Consider the following 1,371-nt stretch of genomic DNA (forward strand, 5'->3'; position numbering starts at 1 on the left):
CGCCCGTTGTGGCGCAGATTGAAGAACGAGCCCCGGGGGTGCAGGTCATCCGGCCGGGGCTGTGTGCGATCCGTGCCCGCGGTCCCGCTCGCTACTACGGTGGGGAATCTGCTGCCGCGCGAGTGCTTCTGGAAAGGATGCGGGAACTCGGTCTTCCCGATGTCCGCCTCGGGGTTGCCGACGGACCGTTCACCGCCGAGCAGGCTGCGCGGGGAGCGACCACGCCTGCTGATCCCATCCGTGTCGTGCCCGAGGGAGCGGCATCCGCGTTTCTCGCCCCCCTCTCGGTCGCTGCGCTCGCCGATGTCGACCCGGGGTCCGGCATCGTCGACCTGCTCGCCCGGCTCGGCATCCAGACCCTGGGCGCGTTCGCCGCGATGCCCGAAGAGCGTGTGCGTGAGCGGCTGGGTGAGCGAGGAATCAGACTCCGGGCTCTTGCCGCCGGCAGCGACTCGCGGCAGATCGAACCGCGCGTGCCGCCGCCCGAGCTCGCGCGTGAGATCGCCTTCGAACCGCCGCTCGAGCTTGCCGAACAGGTCGCGTTCGGGGTGCGCCAGACCGCGGATGCCTTCATCGCGGGTCTCGGGGCGATCGACCTGGTGTGCACCGAGGTGCGCATCGAGCTGGTCGGCGAGCGCGGCGAGCGCAGCGAGCGGGTGTGGCTGCATCCGGGATCATTCGATGCCGCAGCGATCGTCGACCGGGTGCGTTGGCAGCTCGCCGAAGATGCGGCCAACCTCGTTACGGGTGTCGGACTCGTGCGGATCTCGCCCGAGGCGGTTGATGCGGCATCCCACCACGCCCCGGCGATTTTCGGCTCGGGTCCCGAAGAACGGGTCCACCACGCACTCTCGCGAGTGCAGGCGATGCTCGGTCACCGTGGGGTCGTCACTCCCGCGATCGGTGGTGGGCGCTGGCTCGCCGAGCGACAGGTGTGGGTGCCGTGGGGTGACCGGCTGCCCCGCGACCACCGCACGCTCGCCGCCGAACGCGCTCGCCCCTGGCCCGGGAGCCTCCCCGATCCGCTCCCTGCCACCGTGTTCGCCGCCCCGGTCGCGGTCGAGGTGGTGTCGGCATCCGGGGTCACCGTCTCGGTCGATGACCGTGGGCAGCTCACCGGTACACCGACGCTCATGATCGAAACCGGCAGGCGTCGGGCAGTGGCTGCCTGGGCAGGGCCATGGCCGGTGATCGAACGCGCGTGGGATGCGAAACGGGCGCGGCGGGCGCACCGTTTCCAGGTCGTGGATGCCGACCAGACTGCCTGGCTGCTGGTGTGCGAGCAGGGTGCGTGGCATGCCGAGGGACGGTACGACTGATGGGATTCAACAACCCGTCGGTGTCGTGGTCGGAGATGGAACGGCTGCTCAG

The 1,371-nt window shown here is 70.4% G+C and carries 1 protein-coding gene; it reads left to right on the forward strand.

What is annotated here, in order from left to right:
* Positions 1-1,319, forward strand: a 1,319-nt coding sequence (locus B3587_RS06130; protein WP_292727193.1) for a DNA polymerase Y family protein, incomplete at its 5' end; no start/stop codon positions are given.
* Positions 1,320-1,371 lie beyond the last annotated feature (52 nt).

Source organism: Microbacterium sp. UBA837, assembly GCF_002296025.1.
GTDB lineage: Bacteria > Actinomycetota > Actinomycetes > Actinomycetales > Microbacteriaceae > Microbacterium.